We start from the raw sequence: 23,573 nt of genomic DNA, 5'->3' as shown, positions 1-23,573 counted from the left end.
ATTTAAACCGAAAACTAAAACCAATAAAACTATTTATCATGAGGAGAGTCACAACTGTCTTCTTTTTATCATTGTGCTTATATACTTCTGCACAGCAAAAAGAAAATTCTACTACCCGCAAATTTATTAATAGCGCAGAATTTACACAAATCAACAAAAATTGGAATATAACGGCTGATTTCAAATCAGGAATAGGAGAAGAAGTTTCTTTTTTTCCTGTAGAAGCTATCGACCTAAAAACTAGTCAAAAGATTAAATCCATTCAGGTTGATATGAATGCAAAATATGATTTTATGGGAAAAACAAGATCATTTTTTAAAACTTATTGGCTTGATTTAGATGAAGTTGAAGAGTTTACTCAGTTCCTAGAACAGTATATAATTCCTAATCTAAAAGATAAAACGGAAAAAAAACAATCCACAACTTATATTTTTAATTCTAAAGAAATATCATTCAACTTCTATATTGAAAAAAATACGAGGAGAATTTCTATTTACCTAAAAGACTATGGTGCCATTGATAATGAACATTATTTTTGGACAGAATCGCAGGTTAATAAGATTCCTGAATTATTAGATGTTTTAAAAAAAATAAAATAAAATTACAAATGCCCAATACAAAATATTTAGAAGCTTTAGACAATTTACACATCACTCTAAAAAGCTCTTACACCGATTTTATCAATAAAGATATTGATTTTGAAAATTTTGAAATCAGTAACTATTTATTAGAAAGAATGAGACAATATTATCAAACACAATATGATAACAAAGTATTCTTAGAAAAAAGCTATATAATAAATGGTGCTGACTTTTTTACCGAACAATTATTATTCTTTATGAAAATCTACTTAGCAAAAAAACATCCAGAACTTAAAGCTTTTTCGGAAAAACAAATTATTCCCAAGCGAGGAATGATAAGGCCCGACATTTCTATCTGGAAAGATGAGGAGGTTGTTGCTATTATTGAATGTAAAACCCAATTAGGATGGAATAGGAAAAGATGGGAAATAGATTTTAATGAGAGGGAAAATAAACTTAAGAAAAGTTTTAAAAATGCAAAAGCCTTTCTTGTAGTATTAACAGCCGAAAATTGGGGAGGATTTGAAGACAATGAATTATTAGGCAAAAAATATTTTTGTTTATTAAAAGATAAATGGGTTACTAAATATGAGAATGAACACGATATTTATATTCCAATAGAAAAATTATTTAATCAAATTTTTTGACAATAAAAAACCGCATCTCACGATGCGGTTTCAATATATAAAGTCTAATCAATTAAAACTTCAAATCACCATTCACTTCTCTTACTGCATTAGCAGCTTCAGCGAATTTCAATTGCTCGTCAGCAGTCAATGTGATGTTAACAATTTTTTCAACACCGTTTTTCCCGATGATAGCAGGAACACCAAGGCAGATATCGTTTTGTCCGTATTCACCTTCCAACATTAATGAACAAGGGATCATTTTCTTTTGGTCACATGCAATCGCCTGAACCATTACAGAAACAGCTGCACCTGGCGCATACCAAGCAGAAGTACCTAATAATTTAGTAAGCGTTGCTCCTCCTACTTTAGTTTCTTCAATTACATATTTTTGTTGCTCTTCGTCAAGGAATTCAGTTACTGGAACTCCGTTTCTTGTTGCTTTGCTCAATAATGGAAGCATACCTGTATCACTGTGAGCAGCGATTACCATTCCGTTTACATCAGAAATTGGAGCTTCTAAAGCTTCTGCCAATCTGTATTGGAATCTTGCAGAATCTAAAGCACCACCCATTCCGATGATCTTGTGCTTAGGAAGACCTGAAGTTTTATGTACCAAATAAGCCATAGTATCCATTGGGTTAGAAACCACGATGATGATTACTTCTGGAGAATGTTTTACCAAGTTAGCAGTAACGTCTTTTACGATTCCTGCGTTGATACCGATTAATTCTTCTCTTGTCATTCCAGGTTTTCTAGGAATCCCTGAAGTAATAACCGCTACATGAGAACCTGCAGTTTTGCTGTAATCTCCTGTTGTTCCGGTAATTTTGGTATCAAATCCGTTAAGAGATGCGGTCTGCATCAAATCCATTGCTTTACCTTCAGCAAATCCTTCTTTAATGTCTACTAAAACTACTTCTGCACAGAAGTCTTTCATTGCGATGTATTCTGCACAACTCGCGCCTACAGCGCCTGCACCTACTACAGTTACTTTCATAATGTATACTTATTTAAATTTATTTTTTTTAGTTTCAATTTTTTGACTCCCAAATTTAACAATTCCTGAAAAATTGAGCAATCTTTCAGAAGTTTATATTGAACTTGGTTAAACTTTTTATTTTAACCACAGAAACAAAAGCTATTATTAAACTGTTTAAAGTTTAGCAAGTTTGAAATAAAAATCTTCAAAGAATAAAAATCAAAGATTTTTTTAAACTTATGTGTTCTTTTTTCTAGTTCATGATGAACTTAAATAACCTATGTGTTAATCTTTTGTCCCTAATTTTCAGTTAGCTTAAAGAGCTTATTATTATCTATTAGGCAAGTAGTTCGATTTTTTGGAAGATCTTAGTTTACGTTCAGCAAAAACGTATATAATTTTTTAGCGCCTGATAACACTTCATTATAGTTGTCTTCAGTAACTTCTGTATCTAAAACTTCTTTGAAATTCTTCCACATTGGACCTGTATTTTCCTGATAACATCCGAAGAAATTAAACGTTACGTTATCAAAACCTTCTGTTCTAGAAAGCTGTTTTGCGATCACATTTCCACCCAACGTAGAACCTTCGATCACATACATTGCTCCTAAAGCCTCATGTTCGTTGCTGAATTCAAGATCATGAGAAGTATTTTGATTATCTAATGACAAGCTTTGAAGATCTTTCTCAATAAGAGGAAGCTTTACTCTTTGATCCAACTGAAGTTTTTCAGAGAATTTATCAGAAAGGCTGGTAAAAATTTTATCTTCAGAATGAAGCAACATCAAATAATTGGTATTGATGATTTTTTTATAATCTTCTAAAGTGAAAGTCTTGTTAAAAATTTTTTCAGAATTAAAAAGTTTTTCAGCAGCATCGTGATATTCTGCTGTATTTTGTTTAAGATATTCAGATACCATAATAAGGTTTTAAAAGTTTCCCAAATTTAAGGCTTTTTGAACGTTAAAATGAAACTTGTACCATCTTTATTGCTTTTATAATCTACATTTCCTCCAATTCTATTCATAATTCTATGAACAATGGAAAGCCCTACTCCATTTCCTTTAAATTTTTTGGCATTATCCATCCTATTGAAAATTTTAAACATCTTATGTTTATCTTCTTCAGGAATTCCGATGCCGTTATCCGAAATGGTGTAAATAATATTTTCGCCCTCTTCTGTCCCTTCAATTTCAACTCTTGGCTGATCTTGTTGTGACGAATATTTTACCGCATTATTGATGATATTTAAAAACACCTGATGCATCATCGTTTTATCTGCCAATACCTCCGGACAATCTTTAATGATGACCTCACTGGTCGGGCTATCAAAGGTGATCTTCGCATTTTCAGAAATTTTTTGGATTGCATGGTGGGTTGGTAAACTTTCAAGCTCAATATCGCTGTGTTTTGCACGGCTTAGCTGTAGAACATCATGCATCATTTCAGCCATACTGTCGATTTCCTCCACAATGGAAGTCAGTCTATTTCTATTCTTCTCTGTTTTTTCAAAATTAGCAAGAAGCATTTGTGCATTCAGCTTCATCACCGTTAAAGGAGTTCCCAGATCATGAGAAATCGTATAAGAAAAACTGTCGAGTTCTTCATTCACCTTTCTCAGCTGATTGTTAAGTTCTTTGATGGCATTGTATTGTTTATGGGAAGTTTCCAAAATTACATCACGCACAGCCTGAACCGCACTGATATTTCGGGAGCTCCATCTTCTTGAATTTCCTTTAATATTTTCTGTAAACACCTGAAAAGAAGTTCTTGGAGAAATAATATGTTTTTCTTCGCCATTTTGGGAGAACACACCTATTTTCTTTTCCGGATTTCCGGCCCAGTTGATGTGCTCATCAAACTCTTTTCGAAACCAAATCAGCATTTCGTTTTTACTTCTTTCAATAAAATAGATAATGATTCCTGCAGCATTTTCATCTAACCCTAATTCATCACCATGTTCTTTAAGGAAGCTTCGGTTTACATACAGACTGTCTTCTGTATTTTGATGCGCCCACTTCACTATTTTGTCAATCACAGAACGTTCGGAAGTTATCCCATCTGTTACCAAATCTTCATCGGAAACAATGACTAAACCATCTGCTTCTGGCAATTCTCTGATGTCTTTTTTATTTTCAACCAAAGAATCAAATAACGTGTTATGTCTTAGAAAATCAGATTTTAAATAGGCAGATTTTCCATTTAAACCAATACGATATTCCAACTCCTGTTTAGATTTAAAGGAAGAATAGGCATTAGAGGCCAAAGCCGTAAAAATTCCAGCCTGCACTCTATCTTCAAGATCGATATGTTTAGGTGCTGAATTCTGACAGGTTACCAATCCCCAAAGTCTGTCATCAATAATAATCGACACACTAAAACTTGAAGTTGCTCCGGAGTTTTTAACGTACTGCCCATGAATAGGCGACATCCCTCGTGAAGCTGTAAAAGTAAGATCAAGATTCTTATGGTTTTTGCTCAAAATAGGAACCGTTTCAGAATATACATCACTGAAAATTCTTTTTCTTTTCTTCAGGTATAACTCTCTCGCCTGTCTCGGAATATCAGATTCGGGATAATGAAGTCCTAAATAACTTTCTAAATTTCCGTTTCTTCTTTCTGCAATTACTTTTCCGGAACCATCTGCCATAAATTTATACACCATCATTCGGTCATAATTCACCACTTTTGAAAGTGTACTCAAGAGTTGGTCCCAAATTTCCTGTGCATTATCTATGATATAAAAATTATCGTACTTATTAGAAATACGTTTATTTGGGTTGTTTAAAACTTTTTCAAATTCTAAAAAAATATGGTTTTTACTTTTGAAAACAGAGAAGTGATATTCTTTTTCACCAACGAAAATTTTGTCAAAATAGGTTTCGTTTTCTCTTCTTGTAAATTTGGTTAAAGAAGAGTAAATATCCGAATCTATAATGCTTTGAAAACTTTCAGGAAAGTCGGTTATTTTTTTACCAAAAAGAAATTCAACATTCTCAATATTGAAAATGTTGGAAATATTTTGACTAAAAAAAGTAATGGAATGAGAGTCTGTATCAATGCCAATCAGATATCCAAAACTTTGTATATACCCAGGGATATGTATGGGTTCTTCATGACAATCTACAAAATTCATACTATTCTTTAAACTATCAAATATAACGAAATTTTTGCAGCTATATATGTTTGTGGTACCAAATAATTAAAACGCTTAACCATCATTAACAAAGAGAATTCCTACAATAACCCAAGTGTGAATTATTATGTAAATCTTCTCTTTTTTTCTTGATCACCACGAGGTTTCAGCTATAAGATACGAAAAAAATCAGCAATAATTATTCTAAATACAGACTACCTGATTATTCACATGAATTTTATATTAATGTTTTTAAAATTTATGTTAATTAAACAAAATTTGTTAAATTTATATCACCAAACCAAGAGTACTTCCCAATAAAGAGTTAAATATTTCACTAAAAATTAAGATCCACTTTTACTTACACCCAAAAAAAATACTATGAAAAACTTCCCCAACATTTCATTTCCCTCGCTAAGCAAAACAGATTATTAAGATCAAAATGCTTTTCATTTTTAAGGCTTACGTCGTCTTAAATAAAAAAAAAATTACTAATTAAACACAAACCATATGACCTTTTTTCAATCAAAAAAGAGAAATCTATTATTTTGCTTTATGTTATTCTGCTTTTCAGCTCATGCACAAATACCGGATTCTCTACAGACCAAACAAGAGGAAGAGAGCGTAAAATATCCTCAGCTTCAGATTAAAGGTCTTTTTCAGGCACGTTACCTTGTCGGGATGAACAAAGATGTAGATGTAAACGGTCTTCATCACGAGGATGGCTCAGGAACCAATAACAATTTCATGGTAAAATACATGAGAATTCAGGTTCGGGCGAAGATCAGTAAACGTACCGAAGTTGTAGCCTTGGCCAATTTAGCTGATTTTAAAAATGATCCCAAAAGCAGAGTTCTCGAAAATGCTTATTTAAAATATACCTTTAATCCTAAATTAGCCTTTACCGTTGGGCAATTCAGACCATGGTTTGGGATTGAAGAAACCTATCCTATTGATATTATTAAATCGTTGGATTGGTCTAACCAATACACTGAATTCGGGAAACTAGGCTGGACGAGCTTCCAAATCGGACTTTCTGCTACAGGACAACTCGAATTAGGTAAAATTCCTTTTCAATATGCCATTTCGGTAGTCAATGGAAACGGAAAAAATCAGGTGAATGACAACGACGACGGAAAACAATACTCTACCCGATTAGTCTTTGGATTATTAAAAAAATACAATCTTAATTTGGGATTAAATGGTGGTATCGGCGAGGTTTTCGGCAAAAAAATATATGCTGTGGGCGTTGATCTAAGCTCATTGGTTAATTTTGATTCAAAATGGAGTTTAGACATGCAATTAGAAGGGAAACAGGCCACCAATCACCCATTATACTTTGCGGTTGCTCCGGAATTAAGACCAACAAATCCTGATGAATATTTAATTCGTGGAGCATACTTCCTTCCTAATTTAAGGTATGAAGTGAACCATAAAAACCTAAGTGCCTTCGAGCTATCTTGCCGATACGAATATATTGACACCAACTTCAGATTAAATTCAAATCCGAGACAGACGATCACTCCAATGGTTGGGTTAGAATTTCTGAAAAACTACGGAGCCAGAATTCAGCTCGGTGTACAGTTCGATCGCTACAAACATCAGGTAGCCAATACCAACCAATACAATAATAATTTATTCATTGTTCAGGTACAAAGTAGATTTTAATTCATTAACACATATAACGATTATGAAAGAAATTAATATCAGGAATATAGCGATAACCTTTGCTGTTGCGCTCATTATATGGTTTATTCCTGCTCCGAAAGGTGTTACAGAGAATGCCTGGCATTTATTTGCCATATTTGCAGCCACTATTTTAGGGATCATCCTTAAAGCTGCGCCAATGGGAACCATGTGTATGATGGCCATCGGGTTCACTGCTCTTACCGAGGTAGTAGCTCCGGGAGATGCAGGAAAATCAATCACCAAGGCGCTTTCAGGATTTGGAGATAAAGTAATCTGGCTGATCGGGATTTCATTCTTTATTGCCAGAGGCTTTATTAAAACAGGCTTAGGAAATAGAATTGCCTTTTTGTTTATCCGAATTTTCGGTAAAAGTTCTCTAGGACTCGCTTACGGATTAGGATTGGCAGACGTTTGTCTGGCTCCCGCTATTCCGAGTAACACGGCAAGAGGTGGCGGAATTATTTATCCCATTATGAAATCTATGGCGATAAGTTTTGATTCCGTTCCCGAAAAACCAGAAACGCATAGAAAGCTCGGTTCGTTTTTAACGCTAAACAGTTATTATATGAATCTGATTGCTTCTTCTATGTTCTTAACAGGAACAGCAAGTAACCCGATGTGTCAGAAATTCGCTGCCAATTTAGGAATTAATATTACTTGGATGTCTTGGGCTGCCGCAGGTTTTGTACCCGGATTAGTTGCGTTTTTTGTTGTGCCTTTGGTATTGTATAAACTGTATCCACCTGAATTGAAAAAAACAGGTGACGCACCAAAAATGGCTGCTCAAAAATTAAAAGAAATGGGCCCTATTTCCAGAAATGAATGGTTGATGTTATTGGCATTTTTCATTTTATTAACGCTTTGGATCTTTGGTGGAGCATTATCAATTGACGCTACAACCACCGCATTTATAGGATTAACCATCTTATTATTAACATCCGTATTAACCTGGGAAGATGTAAAAGCCGAAAAAGGAGCTTGGGATACCATTGTCTGGTTTGCCGTTTTGGTGATGATGGCCAGTTCTCTTAATGAACTCGGATTTATCGGTTGGTTCAGTGATTTAATTAAAGCTAAAATTGGCGGATTAAGCTGGTATGTTGCCTTTCCGGTGATTATAGTTGTCTACTTCTTCAGTCATTATATTTTTGCGAGTGCAACGGCCCATGTGGCAGCGATGTACGCCGCGTTATTAGGAGTTGGAGTTGCCGTAGGAATTCCTCCAATGTTATTGGCCATGATGCTTGGTTTCTTAGGATCTATTTATGGAGTATTAACGCATTATGGTCACGGTCCGGCTCCCGTTTTCTTCGGAAGTGGATATGTTGAATTAAAAGCCTGGTGGCTCCGCGGATTAGAAATCGGAATTGTATTGCTTGTTATCTACATGGTCGTTGGAGGTCTTTGGATGAAAGTTCTAGGATATTATTAAAATCTTATTTGAATTCTGCTTTAATAATATTTTTAACGCAACGTTCCAAAGTTTTTTAAATGAAATCAAGTTGTGAATAATAAGCCTGTGATAAACTAATTAAAAAATTAAACCACAAAAGGTACAAAAGCTATTATTGAATCATTTAAAGTTCAGCTATTTTTAAATACAAAGCTTGCAAAAGAATAAAAATCAAAGATTTTTTTTTACTTATGTGTTCTTGTTTGCACTTTATAATGAACTTAAATAGCTCAAGTGTTAATCTTTTGTCTCTTTTGTGGTCAAAATAAAAAGTTTAGACAAGTTCAATAATTAATCATTAAATAAAAAAATATGCTGTCTACCTTATCAAGAAAAATGCTGATGTGTCTTACAGGATTATTCCTGAGCTTCTTTCTGTTGATTCACTTCTTGGGAAATCTTCAGCTGTTTTTACCGCAGGAGCAAGCCCATCTTCAGTTTAATGCGTATTCGCATTTTCTGTCAGGAAACATTGTCATCAAAATAGTTTCTTATGTGTTGTATGCAAGTATCATCCTTCACGCCGTTGATGGACTGATTATTACCTTAAAAAACAAAAAATCAGGCGGAAATTATCAATCCGATAAAAGAGGAAGAGCCAGCAAATGGGCTTCCCGAAATATGGGAATTCTGGGAACATTATTATTAATTTTTCTGGTGATTCATTTTCAGAATTTTTGGTATATCTACAAATTCGGAAATCCCCCTTTGGATGAAAATGGAAATAAAGATCTCTATATTCTTGTGGTAACTGTTTTTAAAGAATGGTGGTATGTCATCATTTATGTGTTATCAATGGTTGCGTTGTGCTATCACCTGATCCATGGGATTTACAGCGCCGTAAGAACATTAGGACTATTTCATCCGAAGTTTGTAAAATGGTTTAAAACCATTGGAATTGCTTATTCAATCATCATCAGTGTTGGGTTTGCCTTAATGCCAATTTATGTATTCTTCACTGCCAATTAAATTGAGAAACTATGATTTTAGATTCAAAAATACCGGAAGGCCCTTTAGAACAAAAATGGGACAACTATAAAAAGAAAGCCAAGCTTGTGAATCCTGCCAACCGTAAAAAGTTAGATGTTATTGTTGTGGGAACCGGATTAGCAGGAAGTTCTCTCGCTGCCTCTTTGGGTGAAATGGGCTACAATGTGAAAGCATTTTGTTTTCAGGACAGTCCAAGGAGAGCGCATTCCGTTGCAGCTCAAGGGGGTGTAAATGCTGCCAAAAATTATAAAAATGATGGTGATAGCGTCTACAGAATGTTCGTTGATACCTTAAAGGGCGGCGACTTCAGAGCGCGTGAAGCCAATGTCTACAGAATGGCAGAATGCTCGTTGAATCTCATCGACCAAGCCGTTGCACAAGGCGTTCCGTTTGGAAGAGAATATGGCGGTTATCTGAACAACCGTTCTTTCGGTGGCGTTCAGGTAAGCCGAACTTTTTATGCAAGAGGACAAACCGGACAGCAATTGTTGTTAGGATCTTACCAAGCGTTAATGCGACAGGTTGGAAAAGGCAGCGTTCAGTTATTTTCAAGACACGAAATGTTGGATTTGGTGATGATTGAAGGAAAAGCCAGAGGAATTATCGTTAGAAATTTAGATACAGGAGAGATTGAAAGACACGCCGCCCACGCAGTTGTTTTGGCAACGGGAGGGTATGGTAAAATCTATTATTTATCAACGTTGGCGATGGGTTGCAACGGTTCTGCGATTTGGAGAGCTCATAAAAAAGGAGCGTTGATGGCGTCCCCAAGCTGGATTCAGGTACACCCTACTTCCTTGCCACAGTCTGGAGATTATCAGTCGAAATTAACGTTGATGTCTGAATCCTTACGAAATGACGGCAGAATCTGGGTTCCTCTAAAAGAAAATGAGACCAGAAAACCCAACGATATTCCCGAAAATGAAAGAGATTATTATTTGGAAAGAAGGTATCCGGCTTTTGGAAATCTAGCGCCAAGAGACATTTCATCAAGAGCAGCCAAAGAAAGAATTGATGCAGGTTTCGGAATCGGGCCGTTAAAAAATGCGGTCTATCTTGATTTTTCAAAAGCCATTAATGAGCAAGGAAAAGAAAAAATTCAGGAGAAATATGGCAATCTATTCGATATGTATCTTAAAATCACAGGGTACAATGCTTACGAAGAACCCATGATGATTTCTCCTTCTGCCCACTTTTCGATGGGTGGACTTTGGGTGGATTATGAATTAATGACCACCATTCCCGGGCTATTTGCATTGGGTGAAGCTAATTTTGCCGATCATGGAGCCAATCGATTGGGAGCGAATTCATTGCTTCAAGCTTCTGTTGATGGTTATTTTATTGCCCCTTACACGATTGCTAATTATTTATCAAATGAAATTCATACCGGAAAAATATCAACTGAAAATCCAGAGTTTGAAAAAGCTGAAAATGAAGTTAAAAATCAGATTCAAGATTTCATTGCGATAAAAGGAACAAAAACCGTTGACCATTTTCATAAAACATTAGGGAAACTCCTTTACGATTATTGTGGTTTAGCCCGAAATGAAGAAGGTTTAAAATATGCCATCGAAGAAATCAGAAAACTGAAACAGGAGTTTTATACAAACGTGAAAGTTTCCGGACAAGGTGACATGATGAATAGCGAACTGGAAAAAGCAGGTCGTGTAGCTGATTATTTTGAAATTGGCGAACTGATGTGTTACGATGCCTTAACCCGAAACGAATCTTGTGGCGCCCATTTCCGTGAAGAATACCAAACTCCGGATGGAGAAGCATTAAGGAATGACTCAGAATTTCAATTCATCTCAGCGTGGGCTTGGAAAGGCGAAAACAACGAACCGGAATTGATTAAAGAACCTTTGATATTCGAAGAAATACAACCTACCGTAAGAAGTTATAAATAAAGTTTATTCCATTTAACCACAAAAGATTCAAAAGACTTTAACACGTTAGTTATTTTAAGTTTAATATAACACTGCAAAAAAGAGCACATTAGTTTTCTGAAAATCTTTACATATTGAGCGGAGTCGAAATATTCTCCTTATGTGATCTTACTATTTTTCAAAATAGTAAGCTTAAAAAACTAAATTACTCTAAAGTGTTTAATTAAAAAACGTTTATTCCTTTTGCGGTTAAAGAGTTATTAATTGATTAAAAAACAAAAATTATGGATTTACACCTTAAGATATGGAGACAGAAAGATAATCAGAGTGAAGGAAAACTGGTGAATTATGATTTAACCGCATTAAATCCTCATATGTCTTTCCTTGAAATGCTGGATACCTTAAATGAGAAACTAATTGTTCAGGGTGATGAACCTGTAGAATTCGATCATGATTGCCGTGAAGGAATCTGCGGACAATGCGGAATGATGATCAATGGACTCGCTCACGGACCGTTAAAAAACACAACGACCTGTCAGCTTCACCTTCGTTCTTTTAAAGATGGAGAAACTGTTTTAATTGAACCTTTTCGTGCTGAAGCTTTTCCGGTAAAAAAAGATTTAAAAGTAGATCGTTCTGCGTTTGACAGAATTATTTCTTCAGGTGGTTTTGTATCGATTAATACCGGTCAGGCTCCCGATGCAACGGCGATTCCAATCACTCATCAAATTGCGGAAGAAGCCTTTGATTCTGCTGCGTGTATTGGTTGTGGAGCTTGTGTAGCCACCTGTAAAAATGCAAGTGCCGCCCTATTTACGTCTGCAAAAATTACGCATATGGCATTGCTTCCCCAAGGGAAAGAAGAAAGAAGCAACCGTGTCTTACATATGGTGAAACAAATGGATGCTGAACATTTCGGTCACTGTTCCAATACCGAAGCCTGTGAAGTGGAATGTCCGCAGGGAATTTCTGTGTTGAATATTGCCAGAATGAATTATGAATACAGCAGAGCGCTGTTTTTCAGGAAGAAATAATTGGGATAATTTGATTTTCAAACATCATTTTATCAAACCTTATAGGTTTTAGAAGCCTATAAGGTTTAGTAGCAGTTCATTTTAATTCTATATCGTTTTTTTAAACTTCTTTATCGAAATAAAGCATGTAATACTTCCCTTTTTCATCTTCTCCTGTAGCCAATTTCTGACGGTCACCATGAATGTAAATGTGGAAGTTTTTATCTAATTTAATAATGCTCTTGAAATGTCTTTGTGTCTTCTTAACAGCCGCTTCACTGATCGGGAATTCTTCCGCAATATTGATCTGCATATCCTGTTCGTAATCTGTTTTAAAATTATTAAAACTTTCGATTACATGCTCATCCCCTAAAACTTCAGCTGCAAATTCGTCTAACTTAAATTCTTCTTTTTCTTTAAAGAAATTAATTGATTTATTTAAGAAATCTGCCTGATCTGCTTTAGAAACTTCAAACTCCTGAGGAAGTTGTTTCACGATAAAATCTTTATATACCATCAACGCTTCCTGCGTGTGGAAATATTCATCATCACGTTGCTTCACTTTCAAGAAATCCTCGAACCAGTAATACATGTCCCCATTCTTGTTGTTATCAACCACAGAAAGTACATACCCTGTTTCTTTATGATTATTGTAGATCAACGCCGCTTTATCAATTTTTGACAAACCAATTCCCAAGTCTTTTTCAATTTCAAAACTGTCGCCTTGAGGAGCTATCTTTAAGAAAGGTTCTCTTTTTTCTGTTTTAAAGATCCCGATCTTATCTACTTTTTCATCACCTTCTCTATCATCCTCAAAATAAACGATGAATAGTTCACCACCCATAACTCTTGGGTTTTCGGCAGCTTCAAAAAGGTGTTTCGCAATATTTTCGGCTTCCCAAAGAAACTTGGCTTTATCATCAAAAATTTCAGATACAGAACTGAAAACAGGATTATTCACCAAATAGGTATCACTGTAAAAATTGAACGTTTCCTCAGACTTGAAAGAACCTAAAAAATAATCTTCAAGCGATTCTGCCATTCCTTCTTCTAACTGCAATTCTTCCTGAGACAGTATTAAAGACTCTCCATTGATTTTATTTCCTACTCTGTGTACTACGATTTTTGAAAACATCTCTTAAGTATTTTGGACTGCAAAGATATTCATTCTATCCTTTCTATCATAGAAATTAACCTGTGTAAAATTGCGACAAAAAAATGGACTGCTAAATACTTAAAATATTAATATTCAATCATTTAAAAATAAATATAAATTTTAAAAAATTCAAAAAAAACTTTATTTAACTGATAATCAATAAACTAAAAATTTATTACTTGTCCTTCAGTATACTTCGCTAAAAATACAGTTTTGTCAAAATCTTAATTGATGAAACAAGTATATAAAATTATTCTACAGCACCTTATAACCGAACTAATTAAAACATTCATATTAATACCCTTAGAAATAGACTTAAGTATTTTAGAAGAAACAAAAACAATCATTGGTATCATTAAAAACAAGCTTCTTTCCTAAATCTTTAATCAATTCTTTTCATTCTGATAAAAACCTTATCGTTTTGGGAGGTTTTTTATTGCTTAAAATTTAGCTAAAATAAATCAAAATACTGATTTCCAACCCATTAAACAAACAAACCAATCAAAGGAATACAATTGGTATCTATCTCTTCAAAACATACAAAATGGACTTAAAGACATTAAACCGGTTAGATACACTAAGAAGATTAAAAAGCAAAGGGCCAAAAACTCCAAAATGGTTAAAGCCTTATCATCTTATATTGATCGCTTTTTTAGTCGTCTTTATTTCTGGTGCTTTCATTAAACTTTTAGAACAAAATCATTATTAAAATGAATTATTTACAAGCTGCTCAGGAAATTACGGATGTAGTTCCCGATATCCAAAATGAATTGAAAAAGAATACCACGCAGAATTCTTACAGCGTTATTCAGACTTTCACGGATCGTATTAAAAACATGATCCGCCAAAACGACAGGAATCTTTTATTTAAGAGCTTACAAAAGATGGATGAGATCTATAAAAACGGTGATACAAAGCTGAGAAACGCCGTAGAAAGTACTTTCATCTATTCTCTGGACAATTTTACCACATTTTGCAACGAGGAATATAGAAAAGACATATTTACTCATATTTCTCAGGATTTACAGAAAATTTATTCAAAACAAATTTATAAACATGGAATGTGAAATTTTTCATTACATATTTCACCCATTTTATTACAAAAAAGTTAAAGTTATGAAGACAAAAATCAGAAAAGAATTCGACTGGAAACAATGGAAAAAGTCCAATTCTAGGCACAATATGGAAATATTGGCAACCCATGTTGCCATCATAATAGGTGTATTTATTTTTGCGGCCTGTTTGTAAGTTTGGTATGGTTTTCGCCGCAATACAAGTATTCGAAAAATATTAATTATGATGAATGTGCAAATGCAAACTATTAATCAGAAAATGGCTGTAGAGTATTTAAAATTTTTCTATCCAACAATCAGAAGTGAAATCACTCAGTTATCAAAACAAAATAATTTCGCCGGGGTTATACAGGCAACCATTAATTACTTAAAAGACCTTTTAGTAGATTCTAAAATCACAATCATAGGCCATCACCTTAAACTGATGGATGGGATTTACAGAAACGGAAATTCTTATGTGAAAGATATAATTGAGAATCTTTTTATAAGATCTTTTGAAAGCTTTAAAAAGCACACCAAAATTCAGAACTGGAATATTTTATATAACTACATGCCTGTGAAATTTCAGGAAATATATGTAGAACAGCAAAAGAAAGATGAAATATTCTTTGGTAAATAAAAATTAGATTAAGCTCCCTGAACGTTTTGTTCGGGGAGTTTTTTGTATCTAAATCGGTGAATCTTTTCGAGATTTATTAACGCTACAGTTTCCTAGGTCGATTTGAGAAAATCAACAAAAGCAAAGATTAAGATCATCTTATCTAAAACAAAAATGCCTCTAAAAAGTATTTAACTTCTTTGAGGCATTTTAATTTATGTGGTGCTTTTTTATTATTGTGCTTTTTTCACAAAAACACTTTCGATGGTCTTAAGCTCTTCTTTATTTAATTTGGAAGATTTCTCCAGCTTAGATAAAAATGTACTCACTTCTTCGGGGGTTGCCGGTGAACCTAAATTATCCCCTTTTTCATCAAAAGAATCTGCCAATATCTGCCCTTTCTTATCTAGTACAAGCCAAAAAGGAAGCCCTGCATTTTGCCCTTTATATTTATTCATTATTTCCTGTCCACCAGGATTTTCAAGACTTTTCTTTTCGCCTCTTTCCTGCACATCAAGATAAGCGGTTACAAAATTTTTATCGAATAAAGGTTTTGTTTCAGGAAGGTTCATATTTTTCTCCATCATCTTGCACCATTTACACCACGATGCATGAAAAATTAAAAGAACATTTTTGTCTTTAGCCTTCGCCTCTTTCAATGCTTTGCTTAATACAACATCTGCTTTTTCCTGTGCAAAATTTAACTGAAATAACAATAAGCCAACGATTAAAATTATTTTATTACCCTTCATTTGAACTTTATTTTTTGATTAAAACTATACGAATGTAGCTATTTTTCCTTTAATTCTGAATAAAAAAATTCCTAAGTTTATGCTCAGGAATTTATACTTTTATTACTTTTGAAAGCTTTAAAAAGCACAGCAAAATTCAGAACTGGAATATTTTATATAACTACATGCCTGTAAAATTTCAGGAATATCTGTAGAACAGCAAAAAAAATGAAATATTCTTTGGTAAATAAAAATTAGATTTAGAAACTCTCCAAACGCTTTGTCTGAAGATTTTTTTTTGATATTGGATGAATGAAAAACAGTAATTCCTATCAAAAAGCTGACATAATTCCGTAAAAAACTCTCCAGCTAAAGAAACTGGAGAGTTTGAAAACATCAGATATTATTTTTTCAAAATTTTCACATCATAACGTTCTTTACCGTTATCCAAAGTTAAAATATAACTTCCGAATGTCATTACGTTTATTTTTGTATTAATATATTGGGTAATTTCGCCAATATTCCCTTTCGTACTTAATAATAAATTACCTTTAATATCATGCAATACAGCAATGTAAAGATCATTATTATTGGCATCAGAAATAACAATTTTTATGTTTTCACCATCCTTAAGCGGATTAGGATAAAAATGAATCTTACTTTGCTCTTTATTAATTTCCTTGTTCAAAAGCGTTCCGTTTGGATAGACCAATATCTTTTGTCCATCATATCCTACAGCAAAAACTTTTACCGCATTAGAGGGAAAATCTACATATGTATTGGCAAATGTTAAATCACCGGTCCCTGCAACAGAAACACTGATCAGTTTATTCTGCCCGTCGAATGTTTCAAATGCTACGGCATTTTTCCATTTAGAATTGTCTACCAATAAAAATGTTCCTGCTGAGTTTTCCATTGTCTGCGCTCCCTGACCTGTAACTCCGGATAAAACTGCTTTATTTTTAAATATTTCTATGCTTGATGCTGAAATATAATTAACAACCGGTGAAACTGGCTTAGGATATCCTTTATCGGCAATATAAGCTTTCGCTTCGTCAATCATTGCCTGTGTGATGATAAGATCTTTTGGATCTCCATAATCTCTTACCTGAGTAGCAAGCGGCACCAAGAAACCTGTATTACTAAAAAAGTCTGTGAGATCTTCCTGAACTGCATCACAAATATTTTTAACCAAGTTCATGACTATTTCACCATTGCTAAGTTGGCTTTCATTAGTCTGTATTACTTTATCAACAACCGTAGCAAACCAATGGGCATAATCTACCGTATTTGTTGGAGTGTGAACTATTGAACCTACTGAATCTTCATCCGACATATCTTCATCAAAATCTAACGTTTCAGCTCCTTTAGCTGCTCCTGCCAACTGATAATACAACATAAGCTGCCAATATGGTACAAGCATTCTGAAGAGATTATCTGACCTATCAACATCACTAATATCTTTTCTCATCTGCTCAAAATAACTTTTATTTTGAATCTGAGTTTGTATCAAAAATTCTCCGTACATATTTCCTGCAACCTTCGGAAAGTATGTTTTTGTACCAAGACTTTTATCTAGAAACGGAATTTTTCTGTTATTTACAGGAGCTTCCAGATGATATGCAGCCCACATAGAATAAATATTATTCGTAATTTCAGCCATACCAGCCCATTTAATTCCTGGTCTAACCTGATTGATATGGCCTAATTCATAAGCAATTCCCCATAAACTCAGTTGTTTTGAATCAGCAACCTTAGGACCATCACTCCCTGTATCACTCAAATGAACTCCTTCACTTCCAGCGTACCATCCGCTTTTGCTATCAATATTTATAAACTGTCTGTTTTTAACATTTCTATTGAATTTAAAGAAGCCCATCATTTCCCGTTCTGACTTTTCCATCACATCATATTTATCAATTAAAAGCTGCGCACTTTCAAAATGATATTTTTTAATGAGATCCTTATTCATTATCAATTTAGTATAAATACCTTCGATATCAATTTTAGGATACACATTGTTCATTAGCATTTCCTGCCATTCCTGGTCATTTGCTTCTCTTGTGTAATATCCATTTATTAATCCTCCTGTGATATTTAGCTCTACTGGTTCTACTCCGGCAGCATCCGTGAAGTAATGAATATATCCCAATCCTTTATTTGTAGTTTTGATAATATTGATCCCATTATGCAGATCATAAAACACATCTGTAGGAGAATCTTCATTAGCAAAGTCTTTGATTCTGAGATAGGCTTTGTTAACATAAGAAACATTTTTTGCGAAAACAACAATCGTACTATCTTTTTCGAAAAATATTCCTGTTGCATTTTCAAATTCATTATAGTTTCCTATTTTCAAACTATTCTTAATAAAGTTTGGGGTTGCATAGGGATGGTAAGCCCTTACTCTATATTTTTTGTTGTACGTATTGTTAAAAATACACTGTGCTAACTCTTTCAAAAAAGGAACAGAGATCGCATCAATATCCTGTTGGATAACGTTAGATTTTAAACTTCCAAATAATTCATCTTGAAAAATATTTGAATAATCAGAATATACCAAACTATTAGGATGTTTTTTATAAAACTCCATTTCCCCCACAACGGCATACTTACTTCGCCCATCCAGTACTTCAACTTTAATGTTCAAAGGAACAACCCTTGAAGGAAACTTCAACGTACTTATTAGATTTTTCTGTCTAAGATTTGCCAAAACAATCGTGGTATAATTTGGGTTGGTAATTGTGTTATAACTAATCTTTATATTCCCAAAATCTCCATTACGGTTATTTGCATTTCGGGGATAGTATTTTAGATAGTCAACTGAAGTATTCCCATCAAATTTATAGGTCAGGACAATGGGTATTCCATCAGAGATGATTTGTGAATGATAGCTCTTATCAAAATCACCATCTAAACTTCTTCCAATGCCATATCCTTTAATGGTACTAGATGCAGAAGATCCGGATACATCGGGATACACTTTAGTATCAACAAAATCCAGAGAAGGCAGTGGTAGTATACAATTAGCTGCAGTTTCTTCTGCTCCGACCTCTTCCGATGAGTAGAACTCCATTTCTCCACAGGTTGAAGCATTCTTATATGCTTCTGAAACATCTATCCTGATCACAGCAGGTTGTAAAACATCATAAGGAAGATCGATTATTTTATCGGTTCTATCCATTATCAGAGATACGGAAGGTAGAATAATATTGAATACATCCGGATTATCTTGTGTAGAATAAGAAATTTTTATTTTCGTCCACACACCTGCTTTTTCATATCCACTATCTCTCCTTGGTCTGTAAATAAGCTTATTAATACTTTTTACTCTGTCGGAAAAATGAAAATTTAGTTGATCAGGGATCCCTAACTGTCCCCATTTAGAATTGTAATGAGTACTAATTGTTCCGTCAAGTGCTTTAGAAATATCCTGCCCACTCTGAGCCGGCTGTAATGAGGTAGCGCCAATGACTGGCATCTTTATACTCTGTGCAGATAATTGTTGCACGCAAAGCATAATAAATAAGGTTATTTTTTTTTTCATATTTAAAAAATTTATCCCTCCAAAATTATATACAGATAAGCAAAATTATACTACAGCAAATTTACGGCACGACCAAAAAAAATTAATAATCAATAACTTACATAATTGAGTGCTGTAGATAGTTAGTAGGTAGCATTTACCCCATGATTAATAATTACAACAAAAATCCCCAAGCTTACGCTCGGGGATTTCATATTCAATCAGTCTAAGACTGCTTATTTCACTTCTTCGAAGTCTGCATCCTGTACATCTTCAGCACCACCTGCATTAGCATTACCTCCAGGGTTTTGAGCTCCGGCTCCGTCTGCCTGTTGTCCTGCTGCATACATTTCTTCTGAAGCTGCCATCCAAGCTGCATCTAAAACTTCAGTTTTAGCTTTTACTTCGTCTCCATTTTTAGCTTCGAAAGCTGTTTTCAATTCTGCGTGAGCAGCTTCGATTGCTGCTTTCTTGTCAGCTGATAATTTATCTCCGAATTCTTTCAATTGCTTTTCAGTTTGGAAGATCAATCCGTCAGCTTTGTTGAAAATTTCAACTTCTTCTTTTCTCTTTGCATCAGATGCAGAGTTTTCCTGAGCTTCTTTTTTCATTCTTTCGATTTCTTCGTCAGAAAGACCTGAAGATGCTTGGATTTTGATAGACTGCTCTTTACCTGTTCCTTTATCTTTAGCAGAAACGCTAAGGATACCATTTGCATCAATATCGAAAGTTACTTCAATTTGAGGCACTCCTCTTTGTGCTGGTGGAATGTCAGTAAGATCAAATCTACCGATCTCTTTATTATCGTTGAACATTGGTCTTTCACCTTGTCCTACTCTGATGCTTACAGCCGGCTGGTTGTCAGAAGCTGTAGAGAATACTTCAGATTTTTTAGTTGGGATTGTTGTATTCGCTTCAATTAATTTAGTAAATACAGAACCCATTGTTTCAATACCTAAAGAAAGTGGAGTAACGTCTAGAAGTAATACATCTGTTACGTCTCCTGTAAGAACTCCTCCTTGGATTGCAGCACCAATTGCTACAACTTCGTCAGGGTTTACTCCTTTAGATGGTTTTTTACCAAAGAATTTTTCTACTTCCTCCTGGATAATAGGGATTCTTGTAGAACCACCTACCAAGATCACTTCGTCAATATCAGAGATAGAAAGTCCTGCATCAGAAAGCGCTTTTTTACAAGGCTCCATAGATCTTCTTACTAAGTCTGCAGCTAACTGCTCGAATTTAGCTTTCGTTAAAGTCTTCACTAAGTGTTTAGGACCTGTAGCTGTAGCTGTGATATATGGTAAGTTGATTTCAGTTTGTGGAGAAGAAGATAATTCAATCTTAGCTTTTTCAGCAGCTTCTTTTAATCTCTGTAATGCAATAGCATCAGTTTTTAATTCTACTCCTTCTTCAGCCTTGAACTCATCAGCCATCCAGTTGATAATAACATCATCAAAGTCATCACCTCCTAAGTGTGTATCACCATTTGTAGACAATACTTCGAAAACTCCGTCTCCTAAATCTAGGATAGAAACGTCAAAAGTACCCCCTCCAAGGTCATAAACAGCAATCTTCTGATCTTTGTGAGCCTTATCCATACCATAAGCTAAAGCAGCAGCTGTAGGCTCGTTGATAATTCTTTCTACTGTAAGACCAGCGATTTCTCCTGCTTCTTTAGTAGCTTGTCTTTGTGCATCGTTGAAGTAAGCCGGAACAGTAATTACCGCTCTTGTTACTTCTTGTCCAAGATAATCTTCAGCAGTTTTCTTCATTTTCTGAAGCGTCATTGCAGAGATTTCTTGTGGCGTATATTCTCTATCGTCTATTTTAACTTTTACAGTGTCATTCGGACCTTTTACAACATCGTAAGGTACTCTTGAAATTTCACTTGCATCATCTTTAAAATGAGTTCCAATAAATCTTTTGATAGAATATACTGTCTTTTTTGGATTCGTTACCGCCTGTCTTTTTGCAGGGTCTCCTACTTTTCTTTCACCATCTTCTGTAAACGCTACGATAGATGGGGTTGTTCTTTTTCCTTCAGCATTAGGGATTACAACAGCATCCTTACCTTCCATTACCGCAACACAAGAGTTGGTTGTTCCTAAGTCAATTCCAATTATTTTACTCATAATATTTATATTTTTTCTAATTTTTAAATTATTGATTACACTCTCTATTTCTCAATATCTGTACCATATATATTTTTATGACAAATTGACACACTTAAAGACAAAACCTCGATTATATCGAGGTTTAAAAAGTAAATAGTTGGAAATATTTTCAGTTATTTTTTAATGAATTTCATTGATTTGACAAAATCGTAATTATTGTAAGTCCTTACAAAATATACACCTGACGCAAGATCTCGTACATCAATCTTGTAAGTTTCATTTTTAATATCTGCCTTTTTTACCAGCCTGCCTTCAGAATTAAATATTTCTGCTGTATTAATTTTCATCAAAGGTGAAGCTATAGAAATATACTGACTGCTAGGATTAGGGAAAATAGTAATAGAGTTTACCTTTTCAACTTCATGTACTCCCAGAACGGAAGAGCATCCATTGGAGTTTAATAAACTCGCTCTCGGGCCGGCTAATGTATTCGTAACAATAGTCTTTTGGTCATTGGTAAACATTACTTTAACTTCATCTCTCGTATAATCCATAAAGTTCATAAACATGGCCCCACTTGATGTAGGAGTACATGTATATGTATTATTTGGAAATGTAGGACTTCCAGAATATGGATAATAGGTAGCAGGAGTATCTGCACAGAAATCATCAAAACTTGGTGTTCCACAGTTAGCGCTATTAGGAGGTACATCAGTATCTTCGCCAAAAGGATGTAATAATCCTAAATAATGACCTACCTCGTGTGTCATAGATCTTCCTTTATTATAGGGGAAAATTGCTGTACCTACTGTTCCGAAAGTTGTATAATTCATACCAATACCATCGTCAGAATTTCCTACATCTGCAAGTACGCTAGACCATCCTCCCAAATTTGGATCATTAGGATTTCCAACCCAAATATTAAGATATTTTGTAGGATCCCAAGCCACAGAACCTATACTTTTGAAATAATCTTCCTCAAAATTAAAATTATTACTAACAGATTTTCTTACAATACCATTCGTAATATTTCCGCTAGGATTTTTTGTGGCCAAACAAAACATTACTTCCATATCAGATCTAACAGGTTTAAAAACATCAGGTGCATTATTAGAGTCTGCATTTAATTTTCTAAAGTCCTGATTAAGTACAGCAATCTGCGATGCAATTTGCGCATCACTAATATTCTGTACTGCATTTTTGTATAAAACATGTACCACTATTGGAATTGTAATTACGGTTTGAGTATTTTTCCCAGTATTCGTATTTTTACTGGAAAGATAGTTATACAAATCCTTTTGGTGTAGGAACGCCTGTGGATTTTTACCGTAAAACTGTTTCATTTTTTTATCTGTAACACAATTGAACTGTGCAGATACATTAGCTAAAAGGACCAATCCCAACAGCGTTAAGCATTTTTTCATTTTTTAAAAATCATTCATTGTTTTCAGAAGCAAATATAACTGATTTTCAAATAATTAGTTAATGAAAATATAAATAAACAGCAGTCATTAATCAATATTATTACGACATAAAAATTATTACTTAACAAAACATTTTTGATAAAATATTTTTAACAAGTTCAATATTATTTAGAAAAAAGATTTAATTAAAATAATTGTAAAAATTCCTGCATTTATAATCGTTATTAAAATTAATTAAAGCGTTACTTTGGAATATGATTAAATTACAATATAATAGAGCTTATTCATAAACAACTGATTATCAAACAACCAAATTTAGTTTCAATTATTATTAAATGATTTTATTATTAATCATAAATGACCTATTGCAAAAATTTGACCTTATTTCTTGGTATATATGATTTAATATATTTTCTATTTTTCAGGAGCTATTTCCTGCTATCCGCTCATACTCCTCACGCCAACGCGCTCCAAGGCTAAGTCCTTCTCATATCCAGCTCCGTGTTGCGGGGTAACCGCTACTATCAGGGCTAGGATATTTGCCTGGTTATCATTTTTTTTATCGCAAAATCATCCCTCAGTTTGTCATCCC

General features: G+C 34.2%; 18 protein-coding genes. 10 read left to right on the top strand and 8 right to left on the bottom strand.

Annotated features, from left to right (window positions below):
• The first annotated feature begins 38 nt into the window (after positions 1-38).
• Positions 39-599, top strand: a complete 561-nt coding sequence (locus tag AMQ68_RS23590) for a hypothetical protein (protein WP_123905775.1) — start codon at positions 39-41, stop codon at positions 597-599.
• Positions 600-607: 8 nt separating this feature from the next.
• Entirely contained in the window at positions 608-1,228 is a 621-nt protein-coding gene (locus tag AMQ68_RS23585; protein ID WP_054513063.1) for a hypothetical protein, read from the top strand.
• 52 nt (positions 1,229-1,280) lie between these two features.
• Here the strand turns inward: AMQ68_RS23585 and AMQ68_RS23580 are convergent, their stop codons facing one another.
• The 3 genes from AMQ68_RS23580 to AMQ68_RS23570 form a co-directional block, all read right to left on the bottom strand.
• The gene (locus tag AMQ68_RS23580) at positions 1,281-2,207 is read right to left on the bottom strand and encodes a malate dehydrogenase (RefSeq protein WP_054513062.1); all 927 of its coding nucleotides are present in this window, start codon (positions 2,205-2,207) and stop codon (positions 1,281-1,283) included.
• 350 nt (positions 2,208-2,557) lie between these two features.
• The gene (locus AMQ68_RS23575) at positions 2,558-3,109 is read right to left on the bottom strand and encodes a biliverdin-producing heme oxygenase (RefSeq protein WP_054513061.1); all 552 of its coding nucleotides are present in this window, start codon (positions 3,107-3,109) and stop codon (positions 2,558-2,560) included.
• Between the two features lie 26 nt (positions 3,110-3,135).
• Positions 3,136-5,325, bottom strand: coding sequence for an ATP-binding protein (locus tag AMQ68_RS23570; RefSeq protein WP_054513060.1), 2,190 nt, complete (start codon positions 5,323-5,325; stop codon positions 3,136-3,138).
• A gap of 510 nt (positions 5,326-5,835) precedes the next feature.
• Here AMQ68_RS23570 and AMQ68_RS23565 point away from each other — a divergent pair.
• The 5 genes from AMQ68_RS23565 to AMQ68_RS23545 all read left to right on the top strand — a co-directional run bounded on the left by AMQ68_RS23565 (position 5,836) and on the right by AMQ68_RS23545 (position 12,377).
• Positions 5,836-6,993, top strand: a complete 1,158-nt coding sequence (locus AMQ68_RS23565) for a porin (protein WP_054513059.1) — start codon at positions 5,836-5,838, stop codon at positions 6,991-6,993.
• 22 nt (positions 6,994-7,015) lie between these two features.
• A complete protein-coding gene (locus tag AMQ68_RS23560; RefSeq protein ID WP_054513058.1) occupies positions 7,016-8,446 on the top strand; it encodes an anion permease in 1,431 nt (476 codons plus the stop codon).
• Between the two features lie 333 nt (positions 8,447-8,779).
• Positions 8,780-9,436: a succinate dehydrogenase cytochrome b subunit gene (locus AMQ68_RS23555; protein ID WP_054513057.1), complete on the top strand. Its 657-nt coding sequence runs from the start codon at positions 8,780-8,782 to the stop codon at positions 9,434-9,436.
• Positions 9,437-9,447: 11 nt separating this feature from the next.
• Positions 9,448-11,364: a fumarate reductase/succinate dehydrogenase flavoprotein subunit gene (locus AMQ68_RS23550; RefSeq protein WP_054513056.1), complete on the top strand. Its 1,917-nt coding sequence runs from the start codon at positions 9,448-9,450 to the stop codon at positions 11,362-11,364.
• A 263-nt stretch (positions 11,365-11,627) separates the two neighbouring features.
• Positions 11,628-12,377, top strand: coding sequence for a succinate dehydrogenase/fumarate reductase iron-sulfur subunit (locus AMQ68_RS23545; protein WP_054513055.1), 750 nt, complete (start codon positions 11,628-11,630; stop codon positions 12,375-12,377).
• A gap of 100 nt (positions 12,378-12,477) precedes the next feature.
• Here the strand turns inward: AMQ68_RS23545 and AMQ68_RS23540 are convergent, their stop codons facing one another.
• Entirely contained in the window at positions 12,478-13,491 is a 1,014-nt protein-coding gene (locus tag AMQ68_RS23540; protein WP_054513054.1) for a nucleoid-associated protein, read from the bottom strand.
• Between the two features lie 731 nt (positions 13,492-14,222).
• Between AMQ68_RS23540 and AMQ68_RS23535 the strand changes: the two genes are divergently transcribed.
• Genes AMQ68_RS23535 through AMQ68_RS23525 form a run of 3 tightly spaced genes read left to right on the top strand, consistent with a single transcriptional unit; the run spans position 14,223 to position 15,204 of the window.
• A complete protein-coding gene (locus tag AMQ68_RS23535) occupies positions 14,223-14,579 on the top strand; it encodes a hypothetical protein (protein ID WP_054513053.1) in 357 nt (118 codons plus the stop codon).
• Positions 14,580-14,628: 49 nt separating this feature from the next.
• Positions 14,629-14,760 carry a hypothetical protein gene (locus AMQ68_RS25860; RefSeq protein ID WP_262483926.1) on the top strand — a complete coding sequence of 44 codons (132 nt, stop codon included), beginning with the start codon at positions 14,629-14,631 and terminating at the stop codon, positions 14,758-14,760.
• A gap of 48 nt (positions 14,761-14,808) precedes the next feature.
• Complete coding sequence (locus tag AMQ68_RS23525; protein WP_054513051.1) at positions 14,809-15,204, top strand: hypothetical protein; 396 nt, start codon at positions 14,809-14,811, stop codon at positions 15,202-15,204.
• Positions 15,205-15,416: 212 nt separating this feature from the next.
• Here the strand turns inward: AMQ68_RS23525 and AMQ68_RS23520 are convergent, their stop codons facing one another.
• The 4 genes from AMQ68_RS23520 to AMQ68_RS23500 form a co-directional block, all read right to left on the bottom strand.
• Complete coding sequence (locus tag AMQ68_RS23520; protein WP_054513050.1) at positions 15,417-15,935, bottom strand: thioredoxin family protein; 519 nt, start codon at positions 15,933-15,935, stop codon at positions 15,417-15,419.
• Positions 15,936-16,317: 382 nt separating this feature from the next.
• A complete protein-coding gene (locus tag AMQ68_RS23510; RefSeq protein WP_082384273.1) occupies positions 16,318-19,461 on the bottom strand; it encodes a M60 family metallopeptidase in 3,144 nt (1,047 codons plus the stop codon).
• A gap of 215 nt (positions 19,462-19,676) precedes the next feature.
• Complete coding sequence (dnaK, locus tag AMQ68_RS23505) at positions 19,677-21,575, bottom strand: molecular chaperone DnaK (protein ID WP_054513047.1); 1,899 nt, start codon at positions 21,573-21,575, stop codon at positions 19,677-19,679.
• Between the two features lie 155 nt (positions 21,576-21,730).
• The gene (locus AMQ68_RS23500; protein ID WP_054513046.1) at positions 21,731-22,981 is read right to left on the bottom strand and encodes a zinc-dependent metalloprotease; all 1,251 of its coding nucleotides are present in this window, start codon (positions 22,979-22,981) and stop codon (positions 21,731-21,733) included.
• Positions 22,982-23,573 lie beyond the last annotated feature (592 nt).

This window comes from Chryseobacterium sp. ERMR1:04, from assembly GCF_001297705.1.
GTDB lineage: Bacteria > Bacteroidota > Bacteroidia > Flavobacteriales > Weeksellaceae > Chryseobacterium.
Note: the sequence above shows the minus strand (reverse complement) of the source record. Positions and strands in the feature narration are given on the sequence as shown.

Bases quoted from the DNA above. Each gene is read 5' to 3' on its own strand.
- AMQ68_RS23590 (WP_123905775.1), top strand. From the start codon at position 39: ATGAGGAGAGTCACAACTGTCTTCTTTTTATCATTGTGCTTATATACT.
- AMQ68_RS23585 (WP_054513063.1), top strand. From the start codon at position 608: ATGCCCAATACAAAATATTTAGAAGCTTTAGACAATTTACACATCACT.
- AMQ68_RS23580 (WP_054513062.1), bottom strand. From the start codon at position 2,207: ATGAAAGTAACTGTAGTAGGTGCAGGCGCTGTAGGCGCGAGTTGTGCA.
- AMQ68_RS23575 (WP_054513061.1), bottom strand. From the start codon at position 3,109: ATGGTATCTGAATATCTTAAACAAAATACAGCAGAATATCACGATGCT.
- AMQ68_RS23570 (WP_054513060.1), bottom strand. From the start codon at position 5,325: ATGAATTTTGTAGATTGTCATGAAGAACCCATACATATCCCTGGGTAT.
- AMQ68_RS23565 (WP_054513059.1), top strand. From the start codon at position 5,836: ATGACCTTTTTTCAATCAAAAAAGAGAAATCTATTATTTTGCTTTATG.
- AMQ68_RS23560 (WP_054513058.1), top strand. From the start codon at position 7,016: ATGAAAGAAATTAATATCAGGAATATAGCGATAACCTTTGCTGTTGCG.
- AMQ68_RS23555 (WP_054513057.1), top strand. From the start codon at position 8,780: ATGCTGTCTACCTTATCAAGAAAAATGCTGATGTGTCTTACAGGATTA.
- AMQ68_RS23550 (WP_054513056.1), top strand. From the start codon at position 9,448: ATGATTTTAGATTCAAAAATACCGGAAGGCCCTTTAGAACAAAAATGG.
- AMQ68_RS23545 (WP_054513055.1), top strand. From the start codon at position 11,628: ATGGATTTACACCTTAAGATATGGAGACAGAAAGATAATCAGAGTGAA.
- AMQ68_RS23540 (WP_054513054.1), bottom strand. From the start codon at position 13,491: ATGTTTTCAAAAATCGTAGTACACAGAGTAGGAAATAAAATCAATGGA.
- AMQ68_RS23535 (WP_054513053.1), top strand. From the start codon at position 14,223: ATGAATTATTTACAAGCTGCTCAGGAAATTACGGATGTAGTTCCCGAT.
- AMQ68_RS25860 (WP_262483926.1), top strand. From the start codon at position 14,629: ATGAAGACAAAAATCAGAAAAGAATTCGACTGGAAACAATGGAAAAAG.
- AMQ68_RS23525 (WP_054513051.1), top strand. From the start codon at position 14,809: ATGATGAATGTGCAAATGCAAACTATTAATCAGAAAATGGCTGTAGAG.
- AMQ68_RS23520 (WP_054513050.1), bottom strand. From the start codon at position 15,935: ATGAAGGGTAATAAAATAATTTTAATCGTTGGCTTATTGTTATTTCAG.
- AMQ68_RS23510 (WP_082384273.1), bottom strand. From the start codon at position 19,461: ATGAAAAAAAAAATAACCTTATTTATTATGCTTTGCGTGCAACAATTA.
- dnaK (WP_054513047.1), bottom strand. From the start codon at position 21,575: ATGAGTAAAATAATTGGAATTGACTTAGGAACAACCAACTCTTGTGTT.
- AMQ68_RS23500 (WP_054513046.1), bottom strand. From the start codon at position 22,981: ATGAAAAAATGCTTAACGCTGTTGGGATTGGTCCTTTTAGCTAATGTA.